This is a genomic window from Crystallibacter permensis (assembly GCF_025960875.1).
GTDB classification, from domain to species: domain Bacteria; phylum Actinomycetota; class Actinomycetes; order Actinomycetales; family Micrococcaceae; genus Crystallibacter; species Crystallibacter permensis.
On sequence record NZ_JAODLR010000005.1, the window covers coordinates 1 to 23,053 of the forward strand.

General features: G+C 63.5%; 23 protein-coding genes and 1 pseudogene. 15 read left to right on the plus strand and 9 right to left on the minus strand.

What is annotated here, in order from left to right:
• The first annotated feature begins 143 nt into the window (after positions 1-143).
• From B0G38_RS07425 to B0G38_RS07435, 3 genes are all read left to right on the plus strand, one after another.
• Entirely contained in the window at positions 144-302 is a 159-nt protein-coding gene (locus tag B0G38_RS07425; RefSeq protein ID WP_264668843.1) for a hypothetical protein, read from the plus strand.
• Between the two features lie 308 nt (positions 303-610).
• Positions 611-943 (plus strand): type II toxin-antitoxin system Phd/YefM family antitoxin, encoded by a 333-nt coding sequence (locus B0G38_RS07430; RefSeq protein WP_264668844.1) that lies wholly within the window; start codon positions 611-613, stop codon positions 941-943.
• Positions 940-1,200 (plus strand): type II toxin-antitoxin system RelE family toxin, encoded by a 261-nt coding sequence (locus B0G38_RS07435; protein WP_264668845.1) that lies wholly within the window; start codon positions 940-942, stop codon positions 1,198-1,200. Before B0G38_RS07430 ends, B0G38_RS07435 begins: the two co-directional genes overlap by 4 nt.
• A 172-nt stretch (positions 1,201-1,372) precedes the next feature.
• On the opposite strand, the gene B0G38_RS07440 is transcribed toward B0G38_RS07435, so the two are convergent.
• From B0G38_RS07440 to B0G38_RS07455, 4 genes are all read right to left on the minus strand, one after another.
• Positions 1,373-2,047: an SGNH/GDSL hydrolase family protein gene (locus B0G38_RS07440; protein WP_264668846.1), complete on the minus strand. Its 675-nt coding sequence runs from the start codon at positions 2,045-2,047 to the stop codon at positions 1,373-1,375.
• A 23-nt stretch (positions 2,048-2,070) separates the two neighbouring features.
• The gene (locus B0G38_RS07445) at positions 2,071-2,346 is read right to left on the minus strand and encodes a hypothetical protein (RefSeq protein ID WP_264668847.1); all 276 of its coding nucleotides are present in this window, start codon (positions 2,344-2,346) and stop codon (positions 2,071-2,073) included.
• A gap of 123 nt (positions 2,347-2,469) precedes the next feature.
• Positions 2,470-3,933, minus strand: coding sequence for a protein adenylyltransferase SelO (locus tag B0G38_RS07450; RefSeq protein WP_264668848.1), 1,464 nt, complete (start codon positions 3,931-3,933; stop codon positions 2,470-2,472).
• A 58-nt stretch (positions 3,934-3,991) separates the two neighbouring features.
• Positions 3,992-4,153 carry a hypothetical protein gene (locus B0G38_RS07455; protein WP_264668849.1) on the minus strand — a complete coding sequence of 54 codons (162 nt, stop codon included), beginning with the start codon at positions 4,151-4,153 and terminating at the stop codon, positions 3,992-3,994.
• A 378-nt stretch (positions 4,154-4,531) separates the two neighbouring features.
• Here B0G38_RS07455 and B0G38_RS07460 point away from each other — a divergent pair.
• The 3 genes and pseudogenes from B0G38_RS07460 to B0G38_RS07470 form a co-directional block, all read left to right on the plus strand.
• Positions 4,532-4,885, plus strand: a pseudogene (locus tag B0G38_RS07460) (alpha/beta fold hydrolase); the annotation flags it as partial.
• Between the two features lie 58 nt (positions 4,886-4,943).
• Positions 4,944-5,360, plus strand: a complete 417-nt coding sequence (locus tag B0G38_RS07465) for an alpha/beta hydrolase (protein ID WP_264669095.1) — start codon at positions 4,944-4,946, stop codon at positions 5,358-5,360.
• A gap of 18 nt (positions 5,361-5,378) precedes the next feature.
• Positions 5,379-6,533, plus strand: coding sequence for a glutamate--cysteine ligase (locus B0G38_RS07470; protein WP_264668850.1), 1,155 nt, complete (start codon positions 5,379-5,381; stop codon positions 6,531-6,533).
• 63 nt (positions 6,534-6,596) lie between these two features.
• On the opposite strand, the gene ureG is transcribed toward B0G38_RS07470, so the two are convergent.
• The gene (gene ureG, locus B0G38_RS07475; protein WP_264668851.1) at positions 6,597-7,352 is read right to left on the minus strand and encodes an urease accessory protein UreG; all 756 of its coding nucleotides are present in this window, start codon (positions 7,350-7,352) and stop codon (positions 6,597-6,599) included.
• A gap of 49 nt (positions 7,353-7,401) precedes the next feature.
• On the minus strand, positions 7,402-8,076 hold the full coding sequence (locus B0G38_RS07480; protein WP_264668852.1) for an urease accessory protein UreF: 675 nt from the start codon (positions 8,074-8,076) through the stop codon (positions 7,402-7,404).
• 283 nt (positions 8,077-8,359) lie between these two features.
• Between B0G38_RS07480 and B0G38_RS07485 the strand changes: the two genes are divergently transcribed.
• The gene (locus tag B0G38_RS07485; RefSeq protein ID WP_264668853.1) at positions 8,360-8,884 is read left to right on the plus strand and encodes a flavin reductase family protein; all 525 of its coding nucleotides are present in this window, start codon (positions 8,360-8,362) and stop codon (positions 8,882-8,884) included.
• A 196-nt stretch (positions 8,885-9,080) separates the two neighbouring features.
• Here B0G38_RS07485 and B0G38_RS07490 read toward each other — a convergent pair whose 3' ends face one another.
• Positions 9,081-9,764, minus strand: a complete 684-nt coding sequence (locus tag B0G38_RS07490; protein WP_264668854.1) for a response regulator — start codon at positions 9,762-9,764, stop codon at positions 9,081-9,083.
• Between the two features lie 451 nt (positions 9,765-10,215).
• Here B0G38_RS07490 and B0G38_RS07495 point away from each other — a divergent pair, with 451 nt between their 5' ends.
• Positions 10,216-10,446, plus strand: a complete 231-nt coding sequence (locus tag B0G38_RS07495; RefSeq protein WP_264668855.1) for a ribbon-helix-helix domain-containing protein — start codon at positions 10,216-10,218, stop codon at positions 10,444-10,446.
• Positions 10,433-10,780: a type II toxin-antitoxin system PemK/MazF family toxin gene (locus B0G38_RS07500; protein WP_264668856.1), complete on the plus strand. Its 348-nt coding sequence runs from the start codon at positions 10,433-10,435 to the stop codon at positions 10,778-10,780. Before B0G38_RS07495 ends, B0G38_RS07500 begins: the two co-directional genes overlap by 14 nt.
• A gap of 37 nt (positions 10,781-10,817) precedes the next feature.
• Here B0G38_RS07500 and B0G38_RS07505 read toward each other — a convergent pair whose 3' ends face one another.
• Positions 10,818-12,656, minus strand: a complete 1,839-nt coding sequence (locus tag B0G38_RS07505; RefSeq protein ID WP_264668857.1) for a DUF4118 domain-containing protein — start codon at positions 12,654-12,656, stop codon at positions 10,818-10,820.
• Between the two features lie 160 nt (positions 12,657-12,816).
• Here B0G38_RS07505 and B0G38_RS07510 point away from each other — a divergent pair, with 160 nt between their 5' ends.
• Positions 12,817-14,796, plus strand: coding sequence for an APC family permease (locus tag B0G38_RS07510; protein WP_264668858.1), 1,980 nt, complete (start codon positions 12,817-12,819; stop codon positions 14,794-14,796).
• Positions 14,797-14,815: 19 nt separating this feature from the next.
• Here the strand turns inward: B0G38_RS07510 and B0G38_RS07515 are convergent, their stop codons facing one another.
• Positions 14,816-15,301: a GNAT family N-acetyltransferase gene (locus B0G38_RS07515; protein ID WP_264668859.1), complete on the minus strand. Its 486-nt coding sequence runs from the start codon at positions 15,299-15,301 to the stop codon at positions 14,816-14,818.
• Between the two features lie 300 nt (positions 15,302-15,601).
• On the opposite strand from B0G38_RS07515, the gene B0G38_RS07520 reads away from it, so the two are divergent.
• The 5 genes from B0G38_RS07520 to B0G38_RS07540 all read left to right on the plus strand — a co-directional run bounded on the left by B0G38_RS07520 (position 15,602) and on the right by B0G38_RS07540 (position 23,001).
• Positions 15,602-17,653: a hydantoinase/oxoprolinase family protein gene (locus tag B0G38_RS07520; protein WP_264668860.1), complete on the plus strand. Its 2,052-nt coding sequence runs from the start codon at positions 15,602-15,604 to the stop codon at positions 17,651-17,653.
• Between the two features lie 9 nt (positions 17,654-17,662).
• Complete coding sequence (locus tag B0G38_RS07525; protein ID WP_264668861.1) at positions 17,663-19,336, plus strand: hydantoinase B/oxoprolinase family protein; 1,674 nt, start codon at positions 17,663-17,665, stop codon at positions 19,334-19,336.
• A 23-nt stretch (positions 19,337-19,359) separates the two neighbouring features.
• Positions 19,360-20,391 carry a sugar ABC transporter substrate-binding protein gene (locus B0G38_RS07530; RefSeq protein WP_264668862.1) on the plus strand — a complete coding sequence of 344 codons (1,032 nt, stop codon included), beginning with the start codon at positions 19,360-19,362 and terminating at the stop codon, positions 20,389-20,391.
• Between the two features lie 85 nt (positions 20,392-20,476).
• Complete coding sequence (locus B0G38_RS07535) at positions 20,477-22,003, plus strand: sugar ABC transporter ATP-binding protein (RefSeq protein ID WP_264668863.1); 1,527 nt, start codon at positions 20,477-20,479, stop codon at positions 22,001-22,003.
• An 8-nt stretch (positions 22,004-22,011) separates the two neighbouring features.
• Positions 22,012-23,001 (plus strand): ABC transporter permease, encoded by a 990-nt coding sequence (locus tag B0G38_RS07540; protein WP_264668864.1) that lies wholly within the window; start codon positions 22,012-22,014, stop codon positions 22,999-23,001.
• Positions 23,002-23,053 lie beyond the last annotated feature (52 nt).

The window sequence follows — 23,053 nt, forward strand, 5'->3', positions numbered from 1 at the left end:
TCGAGCCCCGAAGTCGCAGCACAGACTTCACATCCAACCGATCAAGGAACAATCACTTTCGGATCCGATAAAACGCTATTGACCCACGCTCCTAGGAAGTCCCGGCTCAGCCGCCCCCGCCGTCGTCGTTAGTCATGGTTCGAGTGCTTCCGTTCATCGCGGACCTGCGGCACGTCCTGGACCACGGCGGAACCTCGGTCGTACGGCCCACCGGGCTGGCCGCAGCCGCGCTGGCGCCCTGGTTCCTCCGCCCGCACCGGACGGAGGCGGCAGGAGTGGAAGCCCGGCGCCTGCCGGGATGATCTTCCGCCTACCCCTGTGCGAAGCCGCCACTCCGGAAGCGGAGCGGCGGGGCCGTACAACGGGTCTGTCTGTCCTTAGATTGGGTCCGAAAACCAGCGCCACAAACGGCGTGAAAGTCAGTACGAAGACGATGACGAAAAGGGTGAATTCCATGGCGCGCTCCTACCCGTGGGTTCAGAATAGACGCCAAATAACCGGCACACAATGGGCTGATTCGCAGGCCCGGGCACCGTGATCATGGGCTTCCTAAGAGCGGCACGATCAAACCGGCCCTAGCGTTCCGTGTAGAAATCTGCACACTTTAATCATGGCTCTTCCCAATCTTGCCCACTCCCCTTCCATTTCCGTTTCTGAGGCATCCAGACGGGGCATCGCCGGGCTTATCAAGGATGCTGAGGCCGGAGAAAATGTAGTTGTTGCCCGGCATGGCCGTCCCGTGGCAGCAGTCGTTAGCGCACGTCAGCTTGATCGGCTCCGCGAACTGGAAGGAGAGCTGCGCGATGCTGCCCTCGTCGTTGTCCGCGCCGCGACCGACACCGGTGTACGGACTACCCTCGACAACGCAATGGAAGCCTTCGGACTTGAGCGCGCCGAGCTGGAGGCTGAGCTGGAAGCAGACCTGGCCGCCGGTAGACCGTGAGTCAGCAGGAACCGTCTGCGCAGGAGCATGCAAGTACCGCCGTCGTCCGGCTGACCGATGATGCCATCGCCGATCTCCGCCGCTTGCAAAAGAAAGACCCGCAGATCGTCCGATGGGCCTTCAAGAAGATGTTGCTGCTGGAGCGGCCAGCACATGCTGGTGAGCCCTTGCTTGGGAGTCTTATCGGGTTCCGCAAGCTCGCAGTCGGAGACCGGGACTGGCGCATCGTCTGGAGAGTGAATCGAGCCCACGCCTGAACCAGACCTTCCGGAGCCCCTTCCGGCATGGGTGGCCGATCCCCTCATCCATCAAGTTGGACTCACAGAAGAGGAAGTTGCGGCCATGACTCCCGAAGAAGGCATGGAGCGCTTGAAAGCCCACTGGTCTTCGCCCGGATAGCCCCCGCCGTCGTCGTTCTCTGTCTAAACCTCACCAGGCCGGGTGGCGGGCGATGACGGCGGAAGCGGTGGAACCTTGACGAAGTTCGACGACGACGGCGGCAATAGCCCGGGCGATTTTGGCGCCGCCCTGCGCCGACGGCTCGATGGCGTTGGCGTAGTCCCCGTCCTGGTTGCAGATCAGGCGCAGGTCGATCAGCGATAGGCCGCGGGCGAAGGCTGCCCGGGTGATGCAGTCGTTGAAGAAGGCCGCGGCGGTCCTGATGATCCGGTAATCGGGCCCCGAGGCGGGAGTGTCATAGATTGTGCAGACCGCAGCGGGCAGCCCAGTAGCCGCGACTGCTTCCGCCATGGCTTCGTAATCTGTGGCGAACCGGTCCTGCGCATCACCGAACCACCGAAGGACTTCCGCTACGGAGCTCGCGGGAGACTGCAGCAGGTAGGCGAACCCCAGCGCGTCGTTCCCGCCGGCGCTGACCACCAGGTGGGTCGCGCCGCGCGGCAGGGAACGAAGCTGCCGCGGCACGCCTGAGATGACGTCCCCGTCGATTGCCAGGAGGGCAGCCTGCCACGTTGGCGGAAGCTCACCGCGCAACTGATTGACGACGTCGGGACCGCCGCCAACGTAGGCCTTGTTGTCGAAGATGGAGTCGCCGAGCAGAACCACGTGGCCGGTTGTCGGTTCCGGAAGTTTTCCACCACGCATTCGCCGAGGCCCTCGTTTGTTGCCTAGTGGTGGCCGGCCTTGGTGGTGCCGAACATGAGGGTCTTGCGGCCGATGTCGTAGTACACGGTCTCTGCGGTTGAGAGCATATCCTGCAGGTTGTCGGCGTCGTCAGCGTCGATGGTCAGCACTTCTTCCCATGCGCCCTGATCCAGGACGAGCTGAAGGGTCCAGGTTCCCGGCTTGCCTGGCTCACCGGCTACCCAGGTGAACTGGTAGTGGCTGAGTTGGCGGACCTTGATGCTGTCATCGGTGATGGGTTGCTTGGGTGTGGGGGTCATGGTCCTGCTCCTTTATGGCTGAAATCCGGATGGCAGTTTCCCCAAAGGTGCTAAGTGTGCTTACCAGCTTCCACCATTAGATCACCGCTTTCAAGCCTTGTCCGTCAGGGAAGCAGAGGCGTCTCAGGTTCCGCAGAAGGTCCGGTAGGGGCCGAAGCTCTCGGGGGCTGCGGTAGCGTACCGCTCGAGGCCATGGCGTTCTTCGTAAGGTGCGGTCACCGCGGCCAGGAGCTGGTTGAACGGCTCCAGGTCGTCTTCGACGGCGGCGGCGAGGGCCTCCTCAACGAGGTGGTTGCGGGGAATATAGGCGGGGTTGGTCCGGTCCATCAGGTCCGCGTCCGGATCCAGCGCGCGCCAGCGCTCGGTCCAGGCATCGAAGGCTGCCGGGTTAAGGAACATGGAGCGCACGGGCTCGGCGTCGCCACGGGCCGCGGGGCCGAGCCTCCGGAAGAAGGCGGTGTAGTCGACCTTGCCTTCCTGCAGGAGGGTGAACAGTTCGTTCGTCAGCGTCGATGCGGCTTCGTCGTCAACGCCGGCGGGCAGACCGAGTTTGGCTTTCATGCCGGACAGCCAGGCGGCGCTGTACTGACCATGGAAGGCGCCGAGCGCTTCCTGCGCGAGCGCGACGGCCTGTTCCTGGTCCTGGTGAAAGAGAGGCAACAGAGCCTCCGCGAGACGGGCCAGGTTCCACTCCGCCACCAGCGGCTGGTTGCCGTAGGCGTAGCGGCCGTTTTCGTCGATCGAGCTGTAGACCGTGGCCGGATCGAAGGCGTCCATAAAGGCGCACGGCCCGTAGTCGATGGTCTCCCCCGAAATGGTCATGTTGTCGGTGTTCATGACTCCATGGATGAAACCCACCAGCATCCACTGGGCCACCAGCGATGCCTGGGCGGCGACCACCGCGTGGAACAGGGCGAGGTAGGGGTGCTCGGCCTCGGCCGCAGCGGGATGGTGGCGTGCGATCGCATGATCGGCCAGCCGGCGCAGCAGGTCGTCGTCGTTCATTGCCCGGGCGTATTGGAAGCTGCCTACACGCAGATGGCTGCTGGCCACGCGGGTGAGCACGGCTCCCGGCAGCTGCGTCTCGCGGCGCACCGGCCGCCCCGTCGCGACCACGGCGAGCGAACGGGTGGTGGGGATGCCCAGGGCGTGCATCGCCTCGCTGACCACGTACTCGCGCAGCATCGGACCGACCGTGGCCAGACCGTCGCCACCGCGGGCGAACGGCGTGCGTCCGGAACCCTTGAGGTGGATGTCCCGAAGGCCGCCGTCGGCGTCGGCAATTTCACCGAGCAGGAGTGCGCGTCCGTCGCCCAGACGCGGCGAGTAGAAGCCGAACTGATGCCCGGCATATCCCTGCGCCACCGGAGTGGCACCCTCGGGGACCGCGTTACCGATCAGCAGCCGCAGGCCCTCGGCGCCCCGCAATGACGCCGGGTCGAAGCCCAGCTCCGTGGCCAGCGGCTCGTTGAGCACGAGCAGCTGCGGGTCGGGAGCTTCCTCGGCCTGCCACGGAATGGCCAGTTCTGTCAGTTCACGGGCGAAGCGGCCGCCAAAAGTGACGGTGGACGGGGCTACGGCACTCATCTATCAAGGATACCTGTGGCACCCTTGGCTAGCTGATGAGTATTTGGGTTGAGCTGACTCAGTCGGAAGGACGCGCGGCAGTCGCTTCATCGTCGGCAGCGGTCCACAGTCCGGCAAGGGCTTCGCCCATTTCCTGCACGATCATGTGCCCCGTGGCTGCGGCGCCCAGCGCGAGTAGCGCCAGGGCGGCGTAGCCGAATCTGTTGGCTGTTTTCCCCATGATGTTAATCATGCGGCCACGTCCCTCAGCTCGCGTGCAATGACGCAGCGGGTCGCGAAGTCTCTCTACTACCCTGGCTTATTAGTAAGATTGCTTATTATTACGATCGAGGAGACTGTCACCTCGGCGGCGCAATGAACATCGGGGGCTGGGTTGCTGCCGAGGTAGTCCTGTACTACCTCGCCCGGCTCAAACGGCCGGAATCAGTCCAAACGGGTCCAGGTAAAGACAAGCACAGCAAAGTGTCCACGCTCTGACGTTCCAAACGCGGAAGTACCAATCGTTGATACCGGATGGGAAGGTACCCAATTCTCAGGCACGTGATGGGCGCAGGCAGGGAGAAAGCCGATGGAGGCCGAAGAACGCCGCGGGACAATAATGCGACAGGATGCGACCCTGTCCATCTACAGCTACGGCCCACCGCCGGGACCAGGGATCCCAGCCATCCTGTTCATCCATGGCTACCCGGATGACCACCGAGTCTTCGCATCCGCTATCGCGGGGCTGAGCAACGATTGCCATGTCATCGCCTATGACACCCGGAATGCCGGGGCGTCCAGGACCGCTGTTGACCGCCGCAGCTCCTACCGGCTGCCGGTCCTGGTTGACGATCTCTTCGCCGTGATCGACGCCTCCGGCGCAGGTGCCGTGCACCTCGTAGGACACGACTGCGGATCGATCCAGGGCTGGGCGGCGATCCGGGACACTCGTGCCAACGGACGGATACTGAGCTTCACCAGCATTTCCGGCCCCGATCTGGGCCATCTTCCGCCGCTGGTTCCAAGACAGGATGCGCAGACCCGTTCTGTGGCCGCAGGCAGCGGGCCAGGCATTGCGCAGCTGGTACGTTGCGGTGTTCCAGCTGCCGGTCCTGCCGGAGCTGGCTTGGCGGACGTTCCTGGCCCGCCGGTACGAACACCTGACCGGCCGGAGCATCAGCGACAACGGTGCCCGCGGGCTGGCCTTGTACAGAGCGAACTGGTACCGCCACCAGACCCTGCCGGCCCACTGCCTGGTCCCGGTGCAAGTGATCGTCCCCCGACGGGATCCGTTCCTTTCCCCGAATCTGGTAGATGGGTTGGAGGACTGGGTGACGCAGCTGAAGATCTCTGAAGTTGACGCAGGCCACTGGTGGCCTGCGGAGGACGGAGAAGCACTCGCCCGGATGCTCAGGAACTGGATCGCAGACTTCGGAGAAAGGCAGTAGTTCCGAAACACAACCCCGGTGGTGAAGACTAAAGACATGCGCAGCTTCGGCGTCGAGGAAGAACTGCTTCTGGTGGACGCGAAGACAGGGGCACTGGCCCCGGTCTCCGAGCAGCTCCTCGGGGAAGAACCAAGCTCCGGGTCCAAAACGCCCAGAGCTGAGGGCCCTGCGGGCGGCTACGCGGGTGCGCTCGTCCCGGAGCTAAAGCAGGAACAGCTTGAAGCCGTATCCGCACCGTACAGGGACCTTCGGAAGCTGGCTGCAGGCTTGCGGGCCGGCAGGGCGGAGGCTGACCGGCAGGCCAAGAGGTTCGGGGCCAGGGCGGTCGCGCTCGGCACCTATCCAATGCCGGCTGTGACCCAGTTGGTCCGGCGCCCGCGCTATCTAGCGATGGAAGGCCGCTACGGCCTGACGCTGCGCGAGCAGCTCACCTGCGGCTTCCATGTCCACGTTGGCGTTGCGTCCGACGACGAAGCCGTTGCAGTCCTTGACCGGATCCGGGTCTGGCTACCAATCCTGCTTGCTTTGAGCGGCAACTCCCCTTACTGGCAGGGCACCGACAGCGGCTACGCCAGCTTCCGCTACCAGGTTTGGAAGCGCTGGCCCACCGCAGGGCCCACGGATCTTTTCGGGTCTCCGTCCGCCTACCACAGTCTGGTCCGTGTGCTCCTGGACTGCGATGTACTGCTCGACGAAGGAATGGTCTACTTCGACGCCCGCCTCAGCCGACGACAGCCCACCGTGGAAATTCGTGTCGCGGACGTCTGCCTCGAAGCAGACCATGCCGCAGCTCTGGCAGGGATGTGCCGGGCCCTCGTCGAGACGGCGGCACGGGAGTGGCTTGACGGCCGGCCACCGCCTGCCGTTCCGACGGAGCTGCTGCGGCTGGCGTCCTGGCGGGCAAACAAGTCTGCCGTTACTGATGACCTGATCCATCCGCTGAGGAACGGCCGGTGTCCGGCAAGATCAGCCATCGGCGCTTTGTTCAACCACATAGGACCGGTACTGGCCGAAACCGGAGACCTGGAACCGATTAAACACTTGGCCAGCCGGATTGTCCGCACCGGAACAGGATCAGACCGCCAGCGGGCTGTCTTCGCCCGTCACAGCAAGCTCACCGATGTCGTCTTCGACGCCGTCCGACGCACACATCTTCCTGCTGCTCACCTCTAACCGGGAAAACGGGCGGATACAAACCATCAGGTACAGCCTGATGCAGCTTGCCTCTGCTCCCCATCATTTGTGCTCGTGGGCCGGCTCCGCGGCGCCGTCGTCGTCGTGGCTGTGGAAATAGCCCTCGCCGCTCTCATCGGCGTGGAAATGCGGGGCCATCGGACCTGGATCAATGGGTGTGTGGCTTCCGTTTACGTGCTGGCTGTGCATCCAGCGCACCCAGGCGCAGAGCTGCTGCACCGTGTCCTGCTGCTTCCGCGACAGTGCCAGGACCGGTGCCCCTTCGCGGGCGGCAGTGGCGTCCTTGACCATCTGCTCCACATCCACGTCCACGTATTCGGCCAAGTCGATTTTGTTGATCACCAACAGATCGGCGCGCGCGATTCCGGGGCCGCCCTTGCGGGCAACATCTCCCCCGCCGGCGACGTCGAGCACGAAGATCTGGGCGTCGACCAGGGCCGGCGAGAAGGTGGCGGTGAGATTGTCGCCGCCGCTTTCGACAAGCACGATGTCGAGCGGCGCGAAGTCTTGTTCCAGGTCCTCGACGGCCATCAGGTTCATCGTGACGTCATCGCGGATGGCGGTATGGGGGCAGGCCCCGGTCTCCACCGCACGGATCCGTTCGGCGGGCAAGACCCCCGCCGACCGGAGAAAGCGGGCATCTTCATCGGTGTAGATATCGTTGGTGATGACTCCGATGTTCAGTTCACCCGCGAGGTTTCGACACAGGGTCGCGATGACCGAGCTTTTCCCGGTCCCTACGGGACCGGCGACTCCGAGCCGTAGTGAGCGCGTTCGTGGTTCCTGATTCTCCGGCACAATGCCCTCCTCATTCTCTCTAGCATTCGTGTACTCCCCCTGAGTTTGTTCAGGAGGCAAAAAGCCGCATATCCGTTGTCGCATGATGTTCAGCGGCGATGTCGAGCAGCGGTGCACCGGCGGACGGAAGATCAGCCGGAGCCGTGTCCGCGTGTTTGGCTGCTTCGCTCGCCAACTGGTCCAACAAGGGGGTCAGGCGGGCCAGCGCGGCGTGGGCGCTGAACGGGTCCAGACTGAGCAGCTTGACGGCGGCGACTGCCGGCCCGGCCACTGCTTCATGCAGTACAGCGAGCGCGGCATCCCGCGGGGCAAGATCAAAGGCTGCCGCCGCTACGCCCAACACGATGGGTTGATGCGCGGTCCGGTCAAGTTCGTTGAAGCGCGGGTGCGGCCGGATGGCTGTGGCTGCCCGAAGCAGTTGGCGCCCCAGGGAGCGGGAGACGGCGCGCAGGGCGGGTGACGGGATGCGGGCGTCGAGCTCAGGGTCCAGCTCTTGCAGGAGGACTCGATCGCCCTTGGTGGATGCATGGCATGCGGCGGCAGCGAACGCGCCGGCTACCAGGCCTGCGGTGACCGCCCTCCCGGTCAGGAACTTCTCCAGACTGTCGGCATCGTGCACGCGTCCGGCGCGGATGGTCGCTTCGAGGCCACCGGAGTGCGCGTAGCCGCCGGCGGGCAGCCGTCCATCGGCTAAGAGCAAGAGCGCGGCTGCGTTATCAGCCATGATCAGTGCCCAAGGTATCGCATCGAGACGGAAGGGCAGCGTCCGCCGTCGTACGCATTGTGAGACGCCCGCGCACTAAGAGTTAGCAACAAATCAACCGCCCTACTGTCGGACCTGCGCTTTCCCGTCACGTTACACGGGGACCAGTTGCAGGGGTAGGGCTTGCGTCATCTCCGACGCTGTCTCGCCGCCCTCTGGCGTGGCGCACTGAGCAGTCCTAGCATGGGCGGTAGGTGCTTTCGCGCCGTCGGTCCCTCTGCAGGAAGGAGCAACCTTGGTGCCCATGCCGCAGGACGCTCAGCCTCCGGGTCTCGCCGCCGCCTTCCGCGCCGCTTTCGCCGCCCATCCCGCGGGGGTAGCGATTGTCACCGCTGCCGGACCGGACGGGCCGGCAGGAATTACCGCGTCTTCCGTGATTTCCGTATCTGCCGAACCTCCGGTGCTCGCGGTTTCGATCATGCCCGGCAGCGAATCCGGAGCCGCCCTGCTGGCAGGCGAAACGCTTGCCGTTCACCTGCTTACTACCGCCAACCGCGGGCTGGCCGAACTGTTCGCACGGCCCGGTTCGCACCGCTTCGGGTTCAACATGGACTGGTACACCGCGCCCACTGGCGAACCCATCATCCGCGGCGTCGGCGCAGTGCTCCGGTGCAAGCCCCTTGACCGGATGCCGGCCGGAACCGGCGTCGTTCTGGCCGCCCAGGTCCTGCAGATTCTCGACGGCGGCTCGTTCGCCCCGCCGCTGGTCTACCAACGGCAGACGTATTACGCCCTGGACGACTGGTCGGCCCTGCGCGCCCGGCCCTGAGCCAGCCGAGTAGCACGGCCAGCACCGCGGAGATGTGATCCGGGTGTTCCGTAAGCCTGCGGCGCTCGCCGGGCGAGACCAGCCCAGGGCTGGTCTATATAAGAAGCTAATGGACTATAGGGATTCATTACACTCGGACATAATTTCCTATAACTGTAGGCAGGTAAGGCCACCTCCACTCGCGGCGTCCCTCAGGTCAGCTGGTACCCGGTTCGAAACGGTAACCCATCCCTGCTTCCGTGAGCAGGTAGCGCGGTTTTGCCGGATCCGGTTCGAGCTTGCGGCGCAGTTGTGCGATGTACACCCGCAGGTACTGGGTTTCCTTGGTGTACGCCGGTCCCCATACATGGGTCAGGACCTGCTGCTGGGAGATCAGCCGGCCGGGATTGCGCGCCAGCAGTTCCAGAATGTTCCATTCGATCGGCGTCAGCCGGACCGCCTCTCCGTTGCGGGTGACGCGCTTGTCGATCAGGCTGATCTCGAAATCGGCGGTCTCCACGGTGGGGCTCTCCGGTGCCCCTCCAACCCGGCGGGTGGCGGCACGCACACGGGCAAGCAGCTCGTTCAGGTCGAAGGGTTTGGTGACGTAATCATCGGCGCCGGCGTCCAGCGCGTCCACCTTCTCGTCCGAGGCATGCCGCGCGGAGAGAATGATGATCGGCACGTCGGTCCAGCCACGCAGCCCGCGGATGACGTCGATGCCGTCCATGTCCGGCAGGCCCAAATCCAGAATTACGACGTCGACAGCATGCCTGGCTGCCTGGTCCAGCGCGGAGGCACCGTCCGCCGCCGGAAAGGTCTGGTAGCCCCGGGCGTTGAGGTTGATCTGCAGGGCGCGAAGGATCTGCGGCTCGTCGTCGACGATGAGCACGTTGGTCATGAGGCTCCTTCTGCCGTGCCTGCCGGGCGCTGTGCTGGGGCCCATTCTGTCAGGGCGGGACTGGTTTCGCCGCCCTCAGCGCAGCCAACTGCTCAGCGCCACCATGTGCCTGACCGGAGCAGCGAACGGAACAGGAGAACCAGCGCCGTTCCGCCCACAGCCAGCACCAACAGGATCTGCCACAACTCCGCTTCCATCACGGGAACTCCCTCTGTTCGGACGGGCTGCCCTGCCGGATGGGGTATCCCCCGCCCTGTGCATGCCCCGTCACTTCAAGTCAACGCCGCAGAGCTCTCCCAAAGTTCGGTGTTGATGTTTTCCTGACGGCGTCGGCACCATCCTTTATGGAATTCGAACGCGGGGGCGGGCGCAGACGTAGTGAGCGTCGTCGGTGCCGAGCGCGGCCGGTCACGCAGCCGTGCGCCCGGTGCTACTAGGGTAGTATTGTGGTATGAAAATCAGTGTCAGCCTGCCAGCTGAGGACGTCGCAATCCTCGATGAGTTCGCTCGCTTAAAGGGCCTTGCCTCTAGGTCAGCCGCGTTACACCACGCCGTCGGAATGCTGCGCCTTCCGGAGCTGGAGCGGGACTATGAGGCGGCTTGGAACGAGTGGGAGGCATCAGGAGACCACGCGACGTGGGACTCGACCGCGGCCGACGGGATCGCCGATGCTGCGCGGTGAGATCCGTCTCGCCGATCTAGATCCTGTCCGCGGAAGCGAAGCCAACAAGCGACGCCCCGTAGTAATCGTCAGCAACGACCGCGCAAACTCGGTCGCGACAAGGCTCGGCCGCGGGGTGATCACCATCGTGCCGATCACCAGCAATATCGACCGGATTTTTCCCTTCCAGGCTCTGCTTTCCGCAGCCGCCACCGGGCTGCGGCAGGACTCCAAGGCGCAGGCCGAACAGGTCCGCTCGATCGCGGTTGAGCGGGTAGGCGCCGTCCTAGGGCACGTTCCAGCCGACGTCATGGCGAAGCTCGACGACGCGCTGCGACTGCACCTACAGCTGTAGCCCAAATCCGCTCTCAGCCATCGGTGTCGCAACTGGCTCAGACGCCGGTGGAGAGCGGCAGCTGGATGACCATGGTCAGTCCGCCGCCGGGTGTGTGCTCGGCCAGGAGCCTGCCCCCCATAGCTTCGGTGAAGCCCTTGGCCACGGCCAGTCCGAGCCCGATCCCGGTGCCGGCGGGTGCGTCGTCGAGCCGTTGGAACGGCCGGAACATGCTGATCACTTGTTCCGCCGGCACCCCCTGTCCGGCGTCGATAATCCGCAGTTCGCTGGCCGGGCGGCCGTCGACGGTGGCGCTGCCCATGCCGCCGATCAGGCCGGTGATCCGCACGTCCGATCCGCGGGCATACTTCAGCGCGTTCTCCACAATGTTGGCGATGACACGCTCGAGCATGCCTTGGTCCGCGTCGACGGGCGGCATGTTGTCCGGCAGGTCGACCAGCACGTGCTCGGCCGGCAGCCCGCGCAGGGCGTCGGCCACGGCGTCCTGCCAGTGGACCGGGCGGATCAGCGGCGCCATCGAGTCCCCCGTAATCCGCGACATGTCCAGCAGATTTCCCACCAGCGAGTCCAGCCGGTCCGTGTAGTCCTCGATGGTGGCAAGCAGTTCCGCCTCTTCCTCGGGCGGGAACTGGACCGCGTCCTGGCGCAGGCTGCTCACCGCCAGCTTGATGCCCGCCAGCGGCGTGCGCAGATCGTGCGAGACCGCCCGGAGAATGGAGGTGCGCATCTGGTTTCCCTCCGCGAGACGCTGCACGTCGCGGCGGCTGGCCATCAGCTGGTCGCGCTGCAGCATGGCCAGCAGGTGGGCACCGAACGCAGACAGCAGGCGCCGCTCCCGCTGCGTGAGGATCCGCCCCTTCAGCGCGAGCGTCCGGGTGGCGTCCATACGTTCCAGGTTGTCCGCGTCCTGGAGTTTCGAAGGTACGACGCCGGTGCTGTGGACCGGGTGCCAGGCGTCCGGTTCGCCGTCGTTATCTTTGCGGACGTAAAGCCCCGCTCCGTCGCTCTGGAAATGTTCGCGGACGCGTTCGAGGAATTCCGGCACGCTCTCTTGGGTGGCCACCGCGTTGCGGCTCAGCTCCCCCAGCGCCGCCGCCTCCGCCCCGGCCGCCGAGGCCTCCCTGCTTCGCCGCGCCGAAAGCCCGACCACCAGCGATACAGCCACCGCGACGGCGAGGAAGACCAGCAGCGTGAGGATGTTCTCCGGGTCCCGGATGTCCATGCTGCCCACGGGCTGGACGGCGAAGTAGTTCACGATCAGGCTGCTCAGGACCGCGGTGGTGACGGCGGGCCAGAGGCCGCCCAGCAGCGCGACGGCGATAGTGCCGGTCAACTGGATAAGCAGATCGGTGGCGAAATGGTCATGCGGCCAATGTCCCAGCAGGTACTGCAGTGCGGGCGGCAGGAGCACGGCCAGGACGAACCCGGCAACCAACCGCAGCCGGCCCAGGTCATTTGGCCGGCGGGGTGGCCTGTTGCCGCCGCCGTGTTCCTGCGCGACCAGATGCACGTCGATTTCCCCGGCAGCCCGGACGAGCCTGGCGCCGGTCCCCCGGCTGAACATGCCGCGAGGCACTCCCACCACAATCTGCGTGGCATTGATGCTGCGGGCGAAGTCGAGCAGGATCTGCGCCGGGTCACCGCCGCCGACCGTGTGGTAGGTGCCGCCGAGGTCCGCGACCAGCTTGCGCTGCAGGTCCAGTTCCTTGGGCGATTCGGTTCCTGCCTTGCCCGGCCGGCGGACGTGGACGGCATGAAGTTCGCTGCCTGTCCTCCCGGCCACGATCCGTGCCGCCCGGTGGAGAAGCGCCTGCCCCTCGGGACCGCCGCTGAGTCCGACGAGCACGCATTCGCACTCCGGCACGATGTCCGTCATGCGCCCATTCTGCCTGACCAGCCACCCACTGGCGCCGTCGTCGTATTTTTGATGAATTCTTAACGCCCCTGAACCCGGAATTCCGGCCTTTTCGGCGTTGTACAGTTGTAGGCTTTTGCCCCGGATCCCCACCGGATCCGGACCAGAAAGAGGCATCACAGTGGCCACTTCCACTCAGTACTCCATACCGGCAAGCGTTCCCCGGCCGGGCCCGCAGCACAAGCCGGCCCACGGCGTCTCACGCTGGCTGACCGCGCACGTTGTCCAACCGGTCGGGCCGGCGAGTCCGGAAACCCACGGCGCCCAGCAGCCGTGGTGGAAGGTCATGTGCCTGACCGGGGTGGACTATTTCTCCACGCTGTCCTACCTGCCGGCGATCGCGGCGCTGGCCGCGGGTGTGCTCTCGCCACTGGCCACGCTGCTGATCGTGGCCCTGACGCTGCTGGGCATGCTCCCGATGTACCGCCGGGTGGCGAAGGCGAGCCCACACGGGCAAGGTTCGGTGGCGATGCTCGAGCACCTGCTGCCGTTCTGGCGGGGCAAGATCTTTGTGCTGATCCTGCTGGGCTTCGTCGCCACCTCGTGGATCATCACCATCACACTGTCCTCGGCCGACGCGACGGTCCACCTGATCGAAAACCCCTACGCACCCGAGGTGCTCCGCGGCCACCCCGTCCCCGTGACGATAGTCCTGCTGCTCATCCTCGGCGGGGTGTTCCTGCTCGGCTTCACCGAAGCCGTGGCCGTAGCCATCCCGCTTGTTGCCGTCTTTCTGGGGCTCAACGCCGTCATCATCGGCGCCGGCGTGCTCGAGATCTTCACGACGCCGGGCGTGCTCGCCGGTTGGACGGACGCGCTCACCACGGCGCCGGGCGGCCTCGGCGGCTTGGTGCTCCCGGCGCTGCTGGCCTTTCCGCTGCTGGTCCTGGGGCTCTCCGGCTTCGAAACCGGCGTCAGCATGATGCCCCTGGTCGCGGCGAAGGGCCGGACTCCGGCGGAGCGGCTCGCCACCCGGATCCGCAATACCCGCAAGCTCCTCACGGCCGCCGCCGTCATCATGAGCGTGTACCTGCTGGGCAGCAGTTTCGTCACCACCCTGCTGATCCCCGCCGACGCCTTCGCGGAGGGCGGCGAGGCCAACGGCCGCGCCCTGGCCTACCTGGCGCACGAACGGTTCGGCGACGGCTTCGGCACCGCGTACGACATCAGCAGCATCCTGATCCTGTGGTTCGCGGGCGCCTCGGCCATGGCCGGCCTGATCAACATCGTCCCGCGCTACCTGCCCTCCTACGGCATGGCTCCGGAGTGGAGCCGTGCGGTGCGGCCGGTGGTCCTGGTCTACACCGGCGTCAGCATCCTGATCACCATCGCGTTCAACGCCGACGTCAATGCCCAGGCCGGCGCCTACGCTACGGGGATCCTGGCCATGATGGTCTCGGCGTCGGTCGCCGTCGCAATTTCCACCGTACAACGGCGGCAAAGACGGGCGGGGCTGGCCTTTACGGTGCTGTCCGCGGTCCTGGTTTACGCCCTGGTGGCCAACATTATTGAAAAGCCGGACGGGCTGATGATCTCCGCCTTCTTCATCGGCGGCATCATCGTTGTGTCGCTGGTTTCCCGGGTCACCCGGACCACCGAGCTGCGGGCCGACCGGATCGAGTTCGACGAAACGGCCCGGCGGTTCATCACGGATTCACTGACGCGCGATCACCGGCTGAACCTGATCGCGCACAAGCCGCACGTGGCCACCGAGCAGGAGTACGCGGAGAAGGAAGCCGCCCAGCGCAGCATTAACCCGGTGCCGGGAAGCGCGGACGTGCTGTTCCTGGAGATCGAGGTCAGCGACCCGTCAAGCTTCAGCGACGCGCTCCATGTCCGGGGCGCCGATGTCGGCGGCCACCGCATCCTGCGCGTCAAGAGCCCCGCCGCGCCAAACGCCATCGCCGCCATCCTGCTGGCGCTGCGCGATGCCACCGGCGTGCGGCCGCACGCCTACTTCGAATGGTCGGAAGGCAATCCGCTCACCCACTTGATGCGCTACCTGCTGCTCGGCCAGGGCGACACGGCCCCGGTGGTGCGCGAGATCATCCGCGAGAACGAGCCGGATCCGGACCGCCGGCCCGCCATCCACGCCGGCTGAGTACCCGTAACTACGGGAATTACGACGACAGTGAAGCGCCCGGACACAGGGTCATGAAGACGCTGTGGGGATCCAGGCTGTAGTCGGCAAACGGCGGACATTCGATGAAGCCGTGGCTGCGGTAGAGCCGCCGTGCCGGGGCAATCGATTCGTCCGAGCCGGTTTCGAGACTGACACGCTCATAGCCGCGGCTACGGGCAACTTCGAGCAGCTGGGCCAACATCAGAGTGGCGACTCCCCGTCGGCGGGCGCCGGAAGCCGTGCACATGGACTTGATCTCGCCTTCCGTCGGCGTGAGCTCCTTCAGCGCGCCACAACCGAGGAGCATCTGTCCGTCCCGCACGGTCCAGAAGTCGATCCCGGGCGCGGAGAACGCGTCGACGTCGAGGGCGTGCGCACTCTCCGCCGGCGAGATGGAGTGCATGTCCGAAAGATGTTCCTGCAGCAACTGCCGAATATCTGGCGACAGGACTTCTTCCGGCCCGATCCTCAGCGTCGTCGTCATTCGTGTCCTGGCCTCCCTGTGCTCCTGATTGCTCCTGCCAGAAAAAACCAGCCGCGAAACTGGGTCTTAGGCTTCCGCCGATTGACAAAAACCATCGAGGTCCGCCGACGTCAGTATCGACCCTAAGGACACGCGATTCAGCAGAGCCGCGGGCGTAGGGATCTGCGCGAACGTTGCGCCGATCGTGCAGAATGAACAATTGGATGAATTCTTTCGATGCACAATGCCCTGCCTGTCTCCCACGCCGGACTGTACGGTATCTCCATTCCAAGATCCCTACAAAAATATGAGGAGACTCACATGGCCAATTACAGGGTGTCCATGGACATCGGCGGGACGTTTACAGACATCGTCGCCTACGACAAGGAAGCCGGCACCTACACCGCCACCAAAGCGTCCACAACGCCAGCCAACCTCAGCGACGGGGTCATTTCCGGTTTAGAGTCGATCGTCGACAACCTGTCGGATATTGAGTTTTTGGTGCACGGCACGACCCAAGGATTGAACGCATTCTTAGAACGCCGGGGCGTTCCCGTATTGCTGCTCTCGACAGCAGGCGTCGAAGACACCTACCACATTGCCCGCGGTCCCCGGCTGGAACTGTACAACGCCCAATATCGAAAGCCAGAACCGCTCATGGAGCGCAAGGACGTGGTTGGGATCGGTGGACGCCTCGACGACCAGGGCCACGAAATTCGCCCGCTGAACGAGGTTGCCTTGCGCCAGGCCGCCCGCCGGGCAGCCAAGGAAGGGTACGGCGCGATCGCCGTGGCTTTCCTATTCAGTTACAAGAACCCGGCCCACGAACTACGTGCCCGCGAGATCTTGCTAGATGAACTCGGTGCAGATTTTGCTGTCTCCCTCTCTCATGAGGCCGCCAAGGAATGGCGCGAATATGAGCGTACCTCCTCGGCAGTCGTAGAGGCTTACACCGGTCCTGTAGTCCGCAACTATCTGCAGAACTTGGAGGAACAGCTAGACGCCCGCGGTGTCCAGGCTCCCCTGCACATCATGCAGTCCTCCGGCGGGGTTCTCACCGCAGAGTCCGCACGGAAGCGTCCGCTGCAGACGCTGCTCTCCGGTCCTGTGGGTGGGGCGATGGGCGATGTGGAGCTTGCTGCCGTCTCCGGCCGCCGAAATTTGATCGGTGTCGACATGGGCGGGACGTCCTTTGACGTCTCCCTTGTAGTGGATGGCAAGCCGGATGTCTCAACAGAGGCCGTTCTCGAAGGCCTGCCAATGCTGATGAGCGTAGTCAACATCCACACCGTGGGAGCCGGCGGCGGATCTGTGGCATGGCTTGAGGCCGGCGGCCTGCGAGTGGGACCACGTTCGGCAGGCGCCACCCCCGGCCCGGCATGCTACAGCCGTGGCGGTGTCGAACCGACCGTGACTGACGCCAATCTCGTCCTGGGACGTGTGGATCCGGAGTGGTTCGCCGGTGGTCAGGTTGCCCTTGACAAGCAGGCAGCAGTCAATGCACTCAAGACGGTGGGCGATCAGCTGAGCCTGGATCCGCTGGAGATGGCCGAAGGCATCTGCGACGTCGCCAACTCCCAGATGGCCCAGGCCATCCGTACGATCACCATTTCACGCGGAATTGAACCACGAGACTTCTCCCTGGTGGCGTTCGGCGGGGCCGGCCCGATGCACGCTGTGTTCTTAGCCAAGGAACTTGGTATCCCGGAGACCATTGTGCCGCGGTTCCCCGGCGCATTCTCGGCTTGGGGAATGCTGCAGACCAATATCCGCAAAGATTTCGTCGAGCCGTACTTTGCTCTCGACGCTGATATCGACACTGCGGACATGGCGGCCGTCCTGGGCGGTATGGAAAGCGAAGCTGTGGCATCTCTGGTCTCTGAAGGAGTAACCGCAGAGCATCGAGTCGCAACCCACGCCGTGGATGTGCGGTACCAGTCGCAGGAATTCACGCTGACCGTGCCGCTGGCCTCCGCGGACGAACCGCATTCTCCCGGCTTCGTGAAGAACCTAGCGGCCCGCTTCGCGGAAATGTACAGTGCCCGCTACGGACATGCCACCCCCGGTGCGCCGATCGAAGTAGTCACATTACGTACCAAGGCCGTCGGGGATCTGGGCCGCCTAGAGGCACCGCAATTCGCGGCTGCCACCGCCACAAGTTTCAAGCATGAAATCCGCAAAGTGATATTTGACCACGTTGAGCACGACGCGATTGTGGTCCGACGCGATGATCTCGCCGCCGGCCATGCCTTCACCGGCCCAGCCATCATTGTCGAAGAAACCGCCACGACCGTAGTGCCACCGAATTTCAACATTTTGGTCGACGAGTTCGGCTCACTAGTGATCCGCAATGACGACGCAGCAGGAAACTGAGGAAACGCCATGACACTCGAAGCAGTCAAAACTCTTGATCCCGTAACTGTAGAAATCATCCGCAACGCTTTGACCAGCGCTGCCGATGATATGAATGCCACTCTCATTCGCTCCGCATATTCACCGATCCTCTATGAAGGCGGGGACTGCGTGGTGGCCTTGATGGACACCGAGCACCGGGTGCTGGGGCAGTCAGCGGGTTTGCCGTTGTTCCTCGGCAATCTGGAAACGTGCTCGCTGGCAGTGGAGGAGAAGTACGGTCGCTCTGCATGGCAGGAAGACGATGTCTGGATCCTCAATGATTCTTATATCGGCGGCACCCATCTGAACGACGTGACCATTTTCGCGCCGGTCTTCGTTAGCGGCGACCTAGTTGGCTTTGCTGCCACCCGCGCTCACTGGATGGACATGGGTTCCAAGGATGTCGGCGGGTCAATGAACTCCACGGATATTTTCCAGGAGGGATTCCGCATGGGCCCGGTCAAGCTCCATGAGGCAGGAATCGAGACCTCGGTCGTAGATTTGATCAGTACCAATGTTCGCTTCCCTTACCAGACCAAAGGCGATATGAACGCGATGGTCGCCGCTTTGCGCATGGGAAGCACGCGGATGAAAGAGCTAGTCAACCGCTACGGCGTCGAACAGCTCAACGCGGCACGGGACGAGATCTTCCGGCAGACCGAAGAGCTGGAGTTGGAAACTGTCCGCGATATCCCGGACGGCGTCTATGAGGCCGAAGGGGTCCTGGACAATGACGGCATCGAGTTGGACAAGCCTATATCTATAAAGCTGAAGATCACCGTCGCCGGCGAAACCATCGACTTCGATGTACGCGAGTCGTCAGATCAGACGGTCGGTCCGGTAAATTGCGGCGTCGCACAGGCGGTCTCGGCCCTGCGCGTTGGATACAAGCTGCTGATCAGCCCGGACACCAACTCCAACGGTGGCTCTTTCCGTCCGATGACTACTCAGGTCCGCAGGGGTTCTGTACTGGGCGCGATCGCGCCGGCGCCCTGCCAGTGGTACTTCTCGCACCTCGGCATGCTCATCGACATGGTCTCCCGAGCGATGGCCCCAGTGATGCCCGAACGCGTCGTCAGCGCAAGCCACGGCGATTCGATGATCATCACTACCGCCGGATTCGACGCCCGCTTCGGCCGTAACTGGGTCACTATGGAGGCGACTCTAGGCGGCTACGGTGGATGGCAGGGCAGCGACGGCGAATCTGCTCTGATCAATAACGTCAACGGTTCGCTGAAGGATCTGCCCATCGAAATGATGGAGACCCGCTATCCGTTCCGCATCAATGAATACTCCATCCGCCCCAATTCGGGTGGTCCGGGCCAATGGCGCGGTGGTAATGGCGTAGTGCGCGAATACGAGTTTTTGGCCGACTGCGTGGTGGGACTCTGGTTCGAGCGCTCCAAGACACCAGCATGGGGTCTATTCGGCGGGGCCGACGCGCAGGGTCCGGAAGTCATAATCAACCCAGGCCGCGCGGACGAGGTCCGCACCTTGAAGGAGAACGCCCGCAAGATCAAGGCAGGAGACATCATCCGGCTCGCCGTCGGTGGTGGTGGCGGCTTCGGAGAGGTGACGGAGCGTACCCGCGAAGCCATCGAGCAGGACATCGCCAACGGCTACATCACTGAAGATTTCGCCAAGACCCATTACGGCTACTGAACAGCCACCCTGAAAGGACTGTTGTGAAAAACATCAAGCGTTCTGCAGTGACCGCGTCCCTCGCTGGCCTTGCCCTCCTGATGACAGCCTGCTCGCCGCCCAGCGAAGCCAACAACTCGGCGGATTCCGCCGCTGCGGCCGGTGTGGACGAAAAGCTCGACGTTGGCTTCTTCGGCTTCGCTGCCTCCAACTCCTTCGCCCAAGGCACTTATCTGGGAGTCGAGAAGGCCGCTGCTGAAAACAATGCCACGGCCACCTTCGTAGATTCCAACTTCGATCCGCAAACTCAGGTCCAGCAGATCCAAGATGCAGTCACTTCACAGCAATTTGACGTGATCGTGGTCCAAGCCAACGACAATCAGGCGCTCGTCCGGCCGCTAGAGCAGGCAATCGATGCGGGCATTACCGTAGTGGTCGAGTTCTCCGTAGTTGGACCCAAGTTCGACACAATTGAACCGCAGATTCCGGGCGTTATCAGCATCGTGGATTCGCCGACGGTTAACGGGACGGCGCTTGGCGAAATGGGCAGGGATGCCTGCGCCGAGGTCGAAGACGATGTCTGCCAGGTGGCCTATTTGGAAGGGTTCAAGGCCCTGCCTCTGGATAATGCGCGGACCGACGCGGTTATAGCGGCGCTGGAGGAAGACCCAAAGATTGAGGTGGTAGCCAGCGTCGAAGGCGGCTACACCCAGGACAGCGGACGCCAGGCCTACCAAGACGTGTCCCAGGCCAATCCGGATCTCGACGTAGTCATCGGCGCTTCGCAGGCGATCACCGGCGTGCAACTGGCCGCAGGTGAAGGCTCCGAGCTAAAGCTGATCGGCAACGGCGCCTCTAAGTCCAATGTGGAGGCTGTACGTTCCGGTGACTGGTTTTCCATCTATGTGATGGACGTGGTTGCTAACGGCGCCAAGGCCACTGAATTGGGCTTGGCCAAGGCTCGCGGCGAAGCCGTCGAGATGGCGATCGACGAAGCCACTCTGGCCCCGAACGGAGGCAAAGGCACCAAGGAAGCCTTGGAGAAGGTGGACTTCGAAGCTCAGTACTCGGACTAAGAACGAACGGTACGGTCCTTCGACCCTGGCGCCATCAGGCCCGAAGGACCGTACCGACACCTTCCAGTTCAAATCAGAGGTCAGCATGGCTATACAACAGGTATCGACGCAGGACAGCGTTCAGCCGACTACTACACCAGAAATCACTGTGGCAGGGCTGGGGAAACGCTACGGCCCCAGCGTGGTCCTCAACGATATAAACTTATCCATCGCCCCTGGAGAGATCCACGGCATTGTCGGCGAAAACGGGGCCGGTAAGAGCACGCTGCTGAAGATCCTTGGGGGTGCCATCGTGGCAGATTACGGCACACTGAGCCTCGACGGCCAACCGGTCAAGATCAGCTCCCCGCGGGATTCGATTGCCCGGGGAATCTCGCTCATCGCACAGGAACTGGCTCTCATTCCGGAGCGCAGCGTGCTGGAAAACGTCTTCCTGGGCCGCTGGTCCAATACGGCAGGACTGGCCAGGATCGGTAGCGATGCGGAACATTTTGCCCGGCTAATTGATGAGACGGGTTTCGAGCTGGATCCCAGCGCCATCGTCGGGCGGTTGCCGATCGGCTTGGCCCAGCAGGTGGAGATCCTTAAAGCCTTGGCCCGCGGCGCCAAGGTCCTGTGCATGGACGAGCCGACCGCGGTGCTGAACGAGGCCGAAAAGGCCCGGCTCCTTTTGGTGATGAAAAGGCTTGCCGCCGCCGGCACCACGGTCATCTTGGTCTCGCACTATCTCAATGAAGTGCTTGAGTTGGCCGATCGCGTCACCATACTGCGTGACGGACGGCACATCCTCACCGGCGTTGCCCAAGAACAGACCCCCGAGTCGCTGGTCCGCCACATGGTTGGGCGCGATGTGGATTTCCTCATCCCCGAGATTCCCGAGGTTGGTGCGGAGGCGCCGACGGCGCTCAAGGTATCCGGCCTCTCCAGCAGCAAAGTTGCAGAAATCTCCTTGGAAGTGCGCAGGGGAGAAATCCTCGGCCTGGCCGGTCTGGTCGGCAGCGGACGCAGCGAAACACTACTGGCGATCTTCGGCGCCGACCCAGCAACAGCCGGAACTGTCGAGATCAACGGCAGGCGTATTCCCGGCGGTTCCGTCGCAAGAGCTATTAAAGCGGGCATCGCCTTGGTCCCCGAGTCCCGCAAGGAGCAGGGCCTGATCACGGTCCGGCCCGTGTCGGAGAACATTGCGTTGGCCACGCTCGCCAAGCGCTCCCTGGCCGGGTTTGTGAAGTGGCAGCAGGAGAAGAAGGCGGTGGCCGCGATCAGCGAAGCCGTTGACATCCGCGGAGTGCGGCAAAATATGTCCATTGCAGGACTCTCCGGTGGCAACCAGCAGAAAGCACTCTTTGCCAAATGGCTGCTTGATCCGCCCTCCGTCCTGCTGGTCGACGAACCAACCCGCGGAGTCGACATCGCTGCCAAGACCCGTATTCACAAGATGATTGCGGAGCTAGCAGCAAAAGGGACTGCCGTCGTCGTCGTCAGTTCCGAACTCGAAGAAGTAATCGGCCTGTCCCATCGCATCAAGGTCATGAGACACGGCCGGATCGTTGCGGAATTCGACCGAAACGCATCCCGCGACGAGGTTATGGCCTCCGCTTTTCTGAAATAGGTGATCATGTGACAACAACAGAGACCATTGCTGCGCCGCGGCCGGCGCAGAAAAAGAAGTTTGACAACAAGTACCGCGACTTCGGCATCGTTTTCGGTTTGATCGCAATCATGCTGCTGCTCGCCCTCAACACCACCACGTTTCTAACCGGGCAGAACTTTATCAATCTCTTTGACCAAGCTACGGTCGTTGGACTCTTGGCGGCCGGAGTGACGCTATGCATCATCAGCGGCGTCTTCGACCTGTCGTCCACAGCCACGTTGGCTGTCTCTTCGATCATCGGCGTGACGATTACTCAGCAGTTCGGTGTGGCCGCAGGGTTCTTCGGCGCCCTGATCGTGGGCACGCTGATGGGCGCTCTCACCGGCATAATCGTTGTTCTCACCAAGGTCAATTCCTTTATCGGTACGTTAGCCATGAGCATTATTTACCGCGGGGTCGCCATCGTCATCACTGGCGGCGCCATCGTAGCCCCTTTGCCCGAGCAAATGGATTCTTTCCGGACGTGGACCTGGCCGAGTCTATTGGGCCTCAGCGCCGGTTCGGTGTTGATGCTAGCCGTCATGTCGGGGCTGGGAATTCTGCTGTGGCGTAGCACCTTCGGCCGTAGGATCTACGCCGTCGGCGGCAACAAGGAAGCTGCCCGGCTGAGTGGCATTCGCACCGGTTCCATCCATGTAGCCGTCTTCGCCATCAGTGGCCTCTGCGCCGGCATGGCTGGCATGATCCTCGCGTCCCGTGCCGGATCCGCGGCGCCATCCATGGCCACCGGCATCGAACTGACAGCCATTGCCGCAGTTGTTATCGGCGGCACGAGCATCATGGGCGGCCAGGGCGCGCTATGGCGCACCTTTGCTGGGGTTATGCTCCTGACGGTGATTGGAAACGGCTTCAACCTCCTGCATTGGGACACGACCTACCAGCAGGTGGTCACCGGAGTCTTGATCCTGGTGGCCGTCGCGGCCGACGGATTGTTCAAGAAGAAATACGGATCCTAGATGGACGAGGATTCGTATCGCTGAGAGGCGGTTCAGTTGAAAGCGGGGTATT

Bases quoted from the DNA above. Each gene is read 5' to 3' on its own strand.
- B0G38_RS07430 (WP_264668844.1), top strand. From the start codon at position 611: ATGGCTCTTCCCAATCTTGCCCACTCCCCTTCCATTTCCGTTTCTGAG.
- B0G38_RS07440 (WP_264668846.1), bottom strand. From the start codon at position 2,047: ATGCGTGGTGGAAAACTTCCGGAACCGACAACCGGCCACGTGGTTCTG.
- B0G38_RS07445 (WP_264668847.1), bottom strand. From the start codon at position 2,346: ATGACCCCCACACCCAAGCAACCCATCACCGATGACAGCATCAAGGTC.
- B0G38_RS07450 (WP_264668848.1), bottom strand. From the start codon at position 3,933: ATGAGTGCCGTAGCCCCGTCCACCGTCACTTTTGGCGGCCGCTTCGCC.
- B0G38_RS07455 (WP_264668849.1), bottom strand. From the start codon at position 4,153: ATGGGGAAAACAGCCAACAGATTCGGCTACGCCGCCCTGGCGCTACTC.
- B0G38_RS07465 (WP_264669095.1), top strand. From the start codon at position 4,944: ATGCGCAGACCCGTTCTGTGGCCGCAGGCAGCGGGCCAGGCATTGCGC.
- B0G38_RS07480 (WP_264668852.1), bottom strand. From the start codon at position 8,076: ATGGCTGATAACGCAGCCGCGCTCTTGCTCTTAGCCGATGGACGGCTG.
- B0G38_RS07485 (WP_264668853.1), top strand. From the start codon at position 8,360: ATGCCGCAGGACGCTCAGCCTCCGGGTCTCGCCGCCGCCTTCCGCGCC.
- B0G38_RS07490 (WP_264668854.1), bottom strand. From the start codon at position 9,764: ATGACCAACGTGCTCATCGTCGACGACGAGCCGCAGATCCTTCGCGCC.
- B0G38_RS07495 (WP_264668855.1), top strand. From the start codon at position 10,216: ATGAAAATCAGTGTCAGCCTGCCAGCTGAGGACGTCGCAATCCTCGAT.
- B0G38_RS07500 (WP_264668856.1), top strand. From the start codon at position 10,433: ATGCTGCGCGGTGAGATCCGTCTCGCCGATCTAGATCCTGTCCGCGGA.
- B0G38_RS07505 (WP_264668857.1), bottom strand. From the start codon at position 12,656: ATGACGGACATCGTGCCGGAGTGCGAATGCGTGCTCGTCGGACTCAGC.
- B0G38_RS07515 (WP_264668859.1), bottom strand. From the start codon at position 15,301: ATGACGACGACGCTGAGGATCGGGCCGGAAGAAGTCCTGTCGCCAGAT.
- B0G38_RS07520 (WP_264668860.1), top strand. From the start codon at position 15,602: ATGGCCAATTACAGGGTGTCCATGGACATCGGCGGGACGTTTACAGAC.
- B0G38_RS07525 (WP_264668861.1), top strand. From the start codon at position 17,663: ATGACACTCGAAGCAGTCAAAACTCTTGATCCCGTAACTGTAGAAATC.
- B0G38_RS07535 (WP_264668863.1), top strand. From the start codon at position 20,477: ATGGCTATACAACAGGTATCGACGCAGGACAGCGTTCAGCCGACTACT.